The 10,599-nt window shown below is 49.6% G+C and carries 8 protein-coding genes and 1 tRNA gene; 5 read left to right on the forward strand and 4 right to left on the reverse strand.

Annotation, left to right across the window (positions count from 1 at the left end; translation table 11 throughout):
- Together AB1656_08405 and AB1656_08410 are read left to right on the forward strand one after the other, a co-directional pair.
- Positions 1-230, forward strand: a 230-nt coding sequence (locus AB1656_08405) for a heparan N-sulfatase (GenBank protein ID MEW6235391.1), incomplete at its 5' end; no start/stop codon positions are given.
- Between the two features lie 332 nt (positions 231-562).
- The gene (locus tag AB1656_08410; protein MEW6235392.1) at positions 563-787 is read left to right on the forward strand and encodes a DUF2283 domain-containing protein; all 225 of its coding nucleotides are present in this window, start codon (positions 563-565) and stop codon (positions 785-787) included.
- A gap of 293 nt (positions 788-1,080) precedes the next feature.
- Here the strand turns inward: AB1656_08410 and AB1656_08415 are convergent.
- The 4 genes from AB1656_08415 to AB1656_08430 all read right to left on the reverse strand — a co-directional run bounded on the left by AB1656_08415 (position 1,081) and on the right by AB1656_08430 (position 4,839).
- A tRNA-Lys gene (locus AB1656_08415) sits at positions 1,081-1,153 on the reverse strand.
- A gap of 87 nt (positions 1,154-1,240) precedes the next feature.
- Positions 1,241-1,774: an NPCBM/NEW2 domain-containing protein gene (locus AB1656_08420; GenBank protein ID MEW6235393.1), complete on the reverse strand. Its 534-nt coding sequence runs from the start codon at positions 1,772-1,774 to the stop codon at positions 1,241-1,243.
- A gap of 308 nt (positions 1,775-2,082) precedes the next feature.
- A complete protein-coding gene (locus AB1656_08425; GenBank protein MEW6235394.1) occupies positions 2,083-4,023 on the reverse strand; it encodes an NPCBM/NEW2 domain-containing protein in 1,941 nt (646 codons plus the stop codon).
- An 18-nt stretch (positions 4,024-4,041) separates the two neighbouring features.
- Complete coding sequence (locus tag AB1656_08430) at positions 4,042-4,839, reverse strand: hypothetical protein (protein ID MEW6235395.1); 798 nt, start codon at positions 4,837-4,839, stop codon at positions 4,042-4,044.
- A gap of 192 nt (positions 4,840-5,031) precedes the next feature.
- On the opposite strand from AB1656_08430, the gene AB1656_08435 reads away from it, so the two are divergent.
- The 3 genes from AB1656_08435 to AB1656_08445 all read left to right on the forward strand — a co-directional run.
- Entirely contained in the window at positions 5,032-5,403 is a 372-nt protein-coding gene (locus AB1656_08435) for a cupin domain-containing protein (GenBank protein ID MEW6235396.1), read from the forward strand.
- A 298-nt stretch (positions 5,404-5,701) separates the two neighbouring features.
- The gene (locus AB1656_08440; protein ID MEW6235397.1) at positions 5,702-6,982 is read left to right on the forward strand and encodes an HD domain-containing phosphohydrolase; all 1,281 of its coding nucleotides are present in this window, start codon (positions 5,702-5,704) and stop codon (positions 6,980-6,982) included.
- A 364-nt stretch (positions 6,983-7,346) separates the two neighbouring features.
- Positions 7,347-10,599 (forward strand): glycoside hydrolase family 38 C-terminal domain-containing protein (locus tag AB1656_08445; protein ID MEW6235398.1); only part of this gene is annotated, 3,253 nt, incomplete at its 3' end.

The raw sequence follows: 10,599 nt of genomic DNA on the forward strand, positions 1-10,599 counted from the left end.
ATATCCGCAAAGATCCCGGTTGTCTTGTCAATTTAGCGGCGAATAACGAATATGAAAAAATCAAAAACGATTTGAAAAACGCATTGGAAAGCGTATTGAAGGAACAGGGAGACCCACGGCAGATGAGAAATGGAGAGATATTCGACAGCTACCCGCGATTCGGGGCCATGAGGCCCGAGCTGGGAGGATTCGCCGAGCCAGGAAAATACAATCCGGCGTTCCAAAAATAAAAACTATTATGTAGTACATTATTTGATTATTACAGAAAATGAAAGCGCTCAATCCGTTGAAAACCATTCGCCTATCGAATCATGCGGCGATTCGTGCTCTTCAAAGAGGCGCATTACCCCACGAGATATCTTCTTGCATCCGGGAAGGCGAATGGTCTCCCTTATCCGGCCGCAAATATTCCGCACGCAGAACTTTCCCTTTCGACTCTCTATCTCCATGAAATGGAAAACACTATAATTTCAAAGCCATTGAAGCAATTTTCACCGACGAAACCGCCGAGATCGTCGTCGCAACCGTAAAAACATTTTATTTCGATAAAAAGGATTGAACCATGAAAATCTCCTACGATCTCGAAGTCGACGCCCTCTATATTCAATTCCGCCCCATTGAGCCCGGCCAGGCGAAAAACCGCGATCTGGAAAAAAACATCGCGGCGGATTTCGGTCCAGATGGTCTTCTCTCCGGAATCGAAGTGCTGGAAGCGTCCCGCTTGATCGATCCGCTAAACGAGAACTTCATTGTCGAACTAGCCCCCATCGCCCGAAAAATAGCCTGACGCCGCGCCGAAATTTATTCCACCTCCATCGCCCGCCACAGCAAAGACCGCAAGACCGCTAACTCCAAATTGATCGTTGCCGCCGTCAACACCCAACCCGCATTCCTGCCTGCCCATAGAATAAAGCCCTCCTTATTCCCTTAAAAAAACCTTCCAATTAGAGGGGATCAAAGGGGTTTATTGGGCGCGGAAGGAACAACCGTATATGTTAATGTCAAGATAAATTAGGATTTATAAGTGGAGTAAATATAGGAAGGTAAATTATAACTTTCTGATAAAAAGGGAATAAAAAATGAGGGAGCCGGGGCTCGAACCCGGGACCCCCTGCTTAAAAGGCAGATGCTCTACCGGCTGAGCTACTCCCTCATATTTATCTCTGGTATTGTTCAAAACCTTAAAAAGTATAACGCGCAATCGTTAAGCGGCAACCCTTGCGCGGTCAGAAAATTAATTTTACCGCTTCACGAAGCGCGCATTCCCCCAATCCCCATGGTCGGAATTGCTGCCGTCGCCGCCGTCCATTGCCTTTAACGTCAATACTTCAACGCCTTCGATATTCGCGTAGATTCGACGCGGCGGCATTCCCGCTTTGATAACCGGCGTTTCGAAGAGAACCGCGCCATCCCCCAGAACCATGAATTGCACCGAGGCGGGTTTGTCCTGCGATATCTCGTCATCGACCCCCGCATCGGCGATGAAATGGGTATACCCTCTCGGAACTTTCAGCGATATCTCCGAGTTGGCATGGACTCCCATTCCTTTGGGATACCATTTCTCATCGATCAATAAGCTGTTGCCATCCACGGTTTTATCCCGTATCGGCTCTTTCCACTCGAAGGATAGAACGTTTAATTCATCGATATCGCTGATATAGATATCTCTGGCGGGAATCATACTCCAAATCACGATCAACAAAATTATAACTGCCGCCGCTATGATCCCTTTATTCTGAAAATACATTTCGTAAGGATTCTTCGTTTCAACCATTTGAATTTCCCCGATTCGTTGATGATTCTTCTTCATCTCGCTTCACTCGTTCCAATATTTTTTTCCAATCGCGTACTTGTTATTCAGTAAAAAAACTCCCGCTCGCCATTGTGGGCGGCGCTTCGCTTTGAGTCCACCCTGCTAAGGTTAAAACGCCGATCTATCCCGCAACGTCCAAAGGGATCGTTTTATTATTTCATAGATGCGTCATCCATTAAAGATTCGCCTTACCATGAATAGTAAACCTTCCTGGATTCTATCCGTCCAGAGATAGACGAAAAATCTATCCCATTCCAATTTGCTTAGGTTTATTTCTTAAAGAAACAAGGATCGCCAATGACGGCGTGATCGGAGCGCACTCCATCCACGCCGCCGGTAACTTCGAGAATTAAATCCGCCAGTCCTTCGGCGCCGCATTCGAGTTTGAAAGACTTATCGTTCCGGCGCAACAGGGGACTATGCGCTAGGACGGCATCCTGCGCCAGGAGAAGAAATTCTACGGAGACGGGCGCATCCGGCGGCAAATCGTCCGATGATCCAACAAAAGCGCGGAAACGTTTTGCATCTGGCGGAACTGGAATTCGGATTTTCGTTCCCCCATGAATTCCCAGACCTTCTATAAAAACCTCTCCCGCGATTTTTAGTAAATTTCCATTCAACGAATGGTTTACGCTTGGCTCCTGCCAGCTCCATTCCAATACGCTCCAGGGCAATTGGAGAAGCGAAATCGCTTCATCTTCTTTCGAAAGGCATGATGAGGAGGCCGTAATCTCATAAACGAAAATTCCGGAGCGGATTTCGCAGTTTTTAAGTTTTAGCGCCGGAGGCGGCGGCTCTATGGGCGGTTCCAACATGAAAATTCTCCGCGTTGGATCCGGCTGCAATCCTTCCGGCCCGATAACGCCTGCGCCATTCAAAAATTCCCCAATTTCGTTCCAATCCGCATTCGCCCGCGGATCGTTCCAACGATAGACGCACAGGTCCTTGTCTTCATATTCGCCCGATTCGATCATGTATTTCCAAAAATTAACTTTTTCCCAATAAGCGGTTAGCGCAATTGAGCGCGGCGGTAGCGCATGTTCGATCTCTCGATCCGCCGCGTAAGCGAAAAAAGCGTTTCTTTTGGCGATCCAAGAATAGGTTGTCCAGGCGGATATCGACGCCGAAGCCATCATGAAAAACAGCAGCGTCCCTATCGCCAAAATGGGCCATCGCAACCACCCGAGCAACGCTATCCGCAGAGTCTCCGCTCCAACGGCGCTTAAAAGCGTCCCGCAAAGCATTGACTGTAGAATAACGGCTTCCCGGTCGGCTTCCGTCCAAATTCCAGCCAAGGCGATATGAACCAGCATCGTCCAGGCCAAAAAGATCAATTCCAATCTGCGCCTACGCAATAAATCGAAAGCGCCAAGCGTGGCTAGAAGGGCGTTCCCTATTCCAAATTGTTCCAGAAAAAACTTGATTCCATTTGTGAAACCTTCTTGCATAAACCATTTCAAATCAAGATGAAGCAGTCCTGTATTCGATCCTCCCAAACAGAAGCGGATAACGTCGCCAAGAGAGGAAAAATTATATAGATCGAAGGAATGGGCGCCCTGCCACGCCCGCAAGGGAATATAGAGTAAATACAATAGCGGAATCAAAAATAAGATTGCCAAATCCACCCAACGCCGCAGAGAATGGAACGAAACGCGCCCTGCCGTTAATATCGCCAGCCCAGCGCCTATCAACAAAACAACAGTCATCAGGTGATGGACGAATCCTAATCCCAATAAAAAGACTAACGCTTCAGCGGAACGGTTGCGACGATCCGAAAGATATTCGATCAAGAAAAAGGCGATTCCCGCCGTCAGCAGAATTTGCAGAGCGTAAACTTCCGCGACGGTGGCGGCGCTCCACACCGCAGGACGAACCATCCAAGACAGAACCGCGGCGGCGGAGAAAACGGCGCTTCCCGAAAGTTTCCATGCCGCACCCCAAAGAACAACCGCCATTAACGCCATGCCTGCTGCGGAGATCATAGCGATGCGTACGGCAAGCGTTCCGCCCGGCGCTTGTCCCGCCAGGTTTGAAATCAGCATATAAAAAGGATATCCCGTGGGGTGCGTCAAACCCAGTTGCTTGCCCGCAATTTGAAACTCCGGCGAATCCAAGGTTCCTCCGACATCGGGATACACTGTCGCGGCGTAGAGAATCAATCCGGCCAAACCAATGGCGAATCCTATGATCCAAAACGGTTTTCGATTCATAGTGATGATGGAGAGACTCTATTTAGCGGCAAATTCCTTGGATTTCTTCAGCAGGCCTTCGTAATTGATCGATAGTTTCATGCCAGCGAAATTGGCGTATACTTTTTCCAACTCATCCGTTTCCGCAACAAACTGAAGCGTAACGGAAGCAATTCCCTGTTCCTTGCCGCTTTCGGTTGCGGGCGCGTCAAGCAGTTTATAGCGATATTTCATAACGACGGCCTTATCCTTCACCTCCATGGATTCCGGCGCGCCCAATCCTTTTAATACCGCCTCCCGCATTGGCGGATGCAGATTCGCCCCCTTGAAAGCGGCGGAATCGCCGTAAACTTTATGATTTTTCGCGTCTACCCTCGCCGAACCCAGCGAACGCAACGAGTATTTCAAAAAATCCGCCGGAACGATTTGCAGAAAAACGGGAGAGAACGCGACGGCGGTCATTTTGGTCTTGGCGTTGAAATCCATTTCGAATACCAAGTTCTCGCTGCCATTACTGTTTCCCTCCGGCTGCATCTTGGCGAAAACATACGACCATCTCTCTCCTTTTCCCAATGGCTCTATGCGGCTGGCGTCCAATTTCGCCAAATAATGGATATCGCGGCTGTACAACATCGGATCGAGAAAACGCAGGATGAATCCATATTGAACTTCAACGGCAAAATGGCGGTCGAATTCCGATAATTGATCTTTGAACGTGAGAAGCCGCAAATAAACGCAGCCCATGAGAAAAAAGAGTGAAAAAGAGAAAACGATAAGCCATCCGATTTTACGAGGGCGTCGCCGCCGTACGCCAGCGGTTACTATGAAATTTTCCATTCATCCATTCCTTTGTTCATCGGGTGGAGCGCGCATAGCTGCGGCTCATGATCATTACTATATCGCAGTATAGGGATAACGTTCGGTTCATAAAAAAAGTTAACATAATTCCGCATTGTGAGCGGCCTTTTCCCGCCGGTCAACAGTCGATAGAGTAAGGAAGCGAATTTCAAATTGGTCAGGAGTTAAAACATGGAAACAAAAAAAGAAATTTCCTCTTGCGTCGTTCGCCGCGTAGAAGATGTGGAAGCGGTTCCCTGCCCCTGCGGCGCCAGCGTCCGGCTGCTAACAGCCCAAAATTCTCCCAATCTCGGCCTGCATGTTACTCACATCAAGGATTCCAAAAAACACTACCACAAGAAAACCACCGAAGCCTATTATATTCTGGAAGGGAGCGGTTATCTGGAAGCGGGAAATGAAACCATTGCCGCCGTTCCCGGAACCTGCGTCCTCATCCCCAAAGGCGTACCCCATCGCGGCTGGGGCGATTTCAAGACGATCGTTGTCTGCGTTCCCCCCTTCGATCCGGACGACGAATTTCTTATCTCCGATGGCGATCATTGAATATTGGATTGTTTGCATGGCGCATCATGTTCGATGAGATGTTCGAAACAAATATAACATTTATTTGTCGATCTTCTATAAAAACGATATACTATAATTAATTTATTTTCCGGAAAATTATCTGAAATGTTCTGTGTGAAGGTTCAGATATGCTCTTCTTGAATTACAATCCTCTCCAGAAATCTCATTGCGCTAATAAAACATAGCATCTTCGACACATTTCTTTCAAAAATGGAATTTATTGTCATCAAGACGTTTTATAGGTTTTTATGAATGGTTTGAAGGGATAATACTATCTATGGATAATGAATTTCAAGTTTCATTATACGATATGGTATGGTGCGTTTCCAATACCATAGATTTAATTAGTCCTACATTATTCGGTCATCATGCGCGAACCGCTTTTATCGCCGCTGCGATAGCGGAAGAACACGGACTTTCTTTTTACAGCCAGCGAAATGTGATGCTGGCCGGATTATTGCACGATGTGGGAGCGCTCTCTCTGCAAGATCGTCTAAGTTGTCTTACTTTCGAAGACGATTCGCGCGGCGATCATGCTCACTGCGGCTATTTCCTCCTCAATTCCTTCCATCCTTTAGCGCCCATCGCCTCCCTCGTGCGTTACCATCATCAAAAGTGGCAAGATGGCGCCGGGGAATTTATCGATGGCCAACCGATATCGCCGCTTTGCCATATTCTTCATTTAGCGGATCGCATTGATGCGCTCATCGATAAAAAAAGAGAGATTCTCGGACAAATCCCAAAGGTCATCGAAATCGTCGAAAAAAAATCGGGGTTGATGTTCGTCCCCGATATTGTTAAAACAGCAAAGCGTTTAGCGAAAAAAGAATCATTCTGGTTCGACGTCACTTCATCTGCTCTCACTTGCCGTTATTTAAGCGAGAAATTCCGGGCGGAAACCATATTTCTGGATATTGACGTTCTGCTGGAGCTCACGAAAACCATCGTCAGGATCATCGATTTTCGCTGCCGGTTTACGGCGACTCATTCCAGCGGCGTGGCGATGACAGCGACGGCGTTAGGCGAACTCTACGGCTTATCTCCCTTCGATCTGAAGAAATTGCGCATCGCTGGCGATCTTCATGATTTGGGCAAGCTCGCCATTCCCGCAGAAATCCTTCACAAACCGGAACGATTGTCGGCCGAGGAATTCAATACCATCAAGAAACACCCTTATTACACCTATCGCATCCTGGAAAGCGTAACCGGTCTCGACTCGATCCCGGAATGGGCCGCCTTTCATCATGAACGACTCAACGGCGGCGGCTATCCTTTTAACTTCAATCAAGATCAAATAAATGTTGGCTCGCGGATCATATCCGTCGCGGACGTTTTTACCGCTTTAACCGAAGACCGCCCTTATCGTTCCGGATTGCGTAAAGAGGGAGTCGCCGCCATCCTCAAACCCATGAGCTCAAATAAAGATTTGGATTCCGAAATAGTGGATCTGTTATTCGATCATTATGAGGAAATCGACGAGAAACGCCGCAACGCTCAAATCGAAGCCAAACAAGAATACGAAAAATTTACCGAATTGTCCCGCAATAAAGCCGCTTGAATTCCATTAAAAGGATTCCATTCTATTTAGGGAGAATAACCGGCTGCGCTTTGTAGTAATCCAATCCAGCATAATTGTTTTTTTACAAAGCATGACGAATCGCAAAAGATTTTGCCTATTTCAACGTCAAGTTCGATCCAGCCGCGACAATGCCGCCAATCCATTCAACCGATCCTCCCCGCTGGCAACATCCACAACATCGAGATTAGACGCATAACTTTTCCTTCTTTCCTAAACGGTGCACAATAAGAAAAATTCGGGCTTCTCTACAGCTCGCATTGAAATAGCGGCGGAAAAATCGGATGATCTTTGAACATTGAAATTCCCATTTTCGAAACGCTAAAAAAATTCGGGAGGAAAAATAATGAAACGATTCGCCATCATGATTCTTCTATTCGCCGCGATCGCCTCGATCGCCAATGGAGAGAACTTTCCCTTACGGGACGATGGTTCGATTCCCGTATGGCTGGCGGCGGGATCGCTGCCGTATAATCCCCCGCAAGACAAGGACGATGAATTGCGCGGCGGCTTCTACAAAGATTTTCTTAAAACCCAAGGCGGAGAGAAAAAATACTATCCCACCGAAAGCGAACGCATCGAATTCGAACCTGGTAAAACCATCACCTGGATTCCGGCGTTATGCGGCGCCGACGGATCGTTGGATTTCAATCAAATTTTTAACGAGAACTGGCTGGCGCAAGGCGTCGCCTACGCCTTCTGCCAATTGAACGCCGATGAGGAAAAAGAAGTTCTGCTTAAGGTGCGCAGTAATGATGGAGTGCGCGTATGGGTGAACGAGAATCTCGTTCTCGACAACCACGCCGCCCGCCGCCTCGATCAAGGCGAAGACCGCGTTCAAGCTACTCTTAAAAAAGGCGCAAACCGCGTGCTGGCGAAAGTGGATCAGCTCGGCGGCGGCTGGGGACTTATCCTTAAAGCCTTCGCCAGTAACGGCAAACGCCTGGAAGGCGTCTCTTCTTCTGTAACTCTGAAGGAACCGCTCAAGAACCGCCTGCAATCGGCGTTGTTTTCCAGCGGATCTCTGGTTTTGAATACGCCGGAAGGCGAGCGGCAAATTCTCGCCGCCGAAGTAGTATCGGGCGGATTGGACGAAGTCGTATTTCATATTGCATGCACTCATTGGGACAAGCCATTGGATTTCCCTATTGGCTCCGTGCCGATGGGAGCGCATCGTTTCGAATTCAAGATTCCCCCTACATCCGATCCGATCCAAGTAACCATCCAAACTGCTAATGAGAAAAAAACTTACGATAATATAACACTGCCCAAACCAAAACCTTGGACCATCTATCTCGTCCAACACACCCACACCGACATCGGTTACACCCGTCCTCAGACGGAGATTCTGCCCGAACACCTGCGGTATATCGATTACGCCCTCGATTATTGCGACCTGACGGATAACTATCCCGACGACGCCAAATTCCGTTGGACGTGCGAAACCTCATGGGCGGTGCGGGAATATCTAAAACGACGGCCAGCCGAGCAGATCGAACGTCTGAAAAAAAGAGTAAAGGAAGGCCGCATCGAAATCGCGGGCATGTTCCTCAACATGGCCGAGATCGCCGACGAAGCTTCCCTGGCCGCTTCCTTGCAGCCGATTCGAATCATCCATGATGATTTTGCAATTCCCGTCCGCTCCGCTTTACAGAACGACGTCAACGGCGCCGCCTGGTGTCTGGTGGATTATTTCAGCGGTATGGGCTTGGAGTATTTGAGCATGGGCATCAACAAAACCCGCTCATTACTCCCCTTTGATCGTCCCACGCCCTTCTGGTGGGAATCCCCCTCCGGAAACCGAATCCTCGCCTATCGTCCCGATCATTACATGACCGGCAATTCCTGGAAAATTCATACCGGCGATATCGAAGCCTTCAAAACTGGTCTTTTGAATTATTTAAAATATTTGAAAGACCAGAATTATCCTTTCGACTGCGTCGCTGTTCAGTTCTCCGGTTATGAGACCGACAACTCGCCCCCCGCGATGATCGAGTGCGGCCTGGTAAAAAAATGGAACGAAACCTACGCCTGGCCCAAATTGCGTTTGGCCACGGCGCATGAGTTTTTGGATTACGTAAAACAAAACCATGCGGACGAGCTGCCCACGCTGCGCCAAGCCTGGCCGGATTGGTGGACCGACGGCTTCGGCTCCGCCGCCCGCGAAACGGCGGCCTCGCGCGATACTCACGCCGATATGCACAACACGTGCGGGCTGCTCGCGATGTCGTCCCTTCTCGGCGCTGATATCCAACCGTCGGTTATGGATCGCGCGGCGGATGTTTTCGACGATCTTCTCTTTTACGATGAACACACCTATGGCGCCGCCGAAAGCATTTCCGATCCCATGGCGGAAAACAGCATGACGCAATGGGGAGAGAAAGCCTCCTACGCCTGGGAAGCGGTGAAAAAAGCAAGACTGTTACAGGAAGAGGCTTTCGGCCTTGTCCAGGATTTTCTGCCGCGCCTGGACGCTTCCTCCATCGCCGTATTCAACACCCTAAACTGGCCACGTTCCGGTTTGATCGATGTCTTCATCGATCATGAAATCCTGCCCCAAGGCCGCGAGTTCCGCCTCGTCGACGATCGCGGCCAGACGGCGTCCGCCCAAGCTCTAAGCAGCCGCTCCGAAGGAACATACTGGGCGATCTGGGCCGAAGATGTTCCACCAATGGGCTATAAAATCTACCGCCTCGAATTAGGCGGCGCTAAAGCGGCTTCGGAAACAGAGAAGCCCACTGATCTTAGGAAGATGGAGAATGAATATTACGCCATAACCTTAAATCCCGAAACCGGCGCCATCCGCAGCCTCATCGATAAAGCGGACGGCCGCGAATTAGTGGACGCCGAATGCCAATGGGGATTGGGTCAATTCATCTATGAAACGCTAGCTGGAGGCAGCAGGGAATTCCAACGCGACGCCTTCAAGCGAACCACGCTGCGCAACGTCAAAATCGAAAACGGCGCTTCCGGCCCCATTTGGGACAGCCGCTTGCTCGCCGCCGACGCCGACGGCTGCACCAATCCCAACGGCGTACGCTGCGAAATCCGCCTCTACCGCGCGGAAAAGCGCATCGAACTGCATTTTAGTTTACGCAAACTGCCCATCACAAATGCCGAGGCGGTTTATGCCGCTTTCCCCTTTAGCCGTCCTCAGGGGAAAATCGTATATGAAGCCCAGGGCGGCCTTGTCGCGCCCGGCGAGAACCAGATTCCCCGCAGTTCTTCCGATTGGCAAACCATGCAGAACTTCGCCGCGGTGCGGGACGCGGACAGCCAGATTATTTTTGTCAGCGGCCAGGCGCCGCTGGTCCAATTCGGCGATATCAACCTGGGCAAATGGCAGGAAAAGGCGGTCATCGAAAAGCCTTACATCTATTCCTGGATTATGAACAACTACTGGTTCACGAATTTCCGCGCCAGCCAGGAAGGCGAATTTCAATGGAGTTACGCCATTACGTCGACGAAAGACAGCCGCAACGCCGCCGCTTCCCGCTTCGGCTGGGGCGCCCGCGTTCCGTTGGCTTCCCGCGTGCTGCCGTCCTCTCCTTCTCCCAACCAGAACAAAGCGCTCGCCTTTTCTGCGTTGAATCTCGACG

Source organism: Candidatus Omnitrophota bacterium (genome assembly GCA_040755155.1).
Classification (GTDB): Bacteria; Hinthialibacterota; Hinthialibacteria; order Hinthialibacterales; family Hinthialibacteraceae; genus JBFMBP01.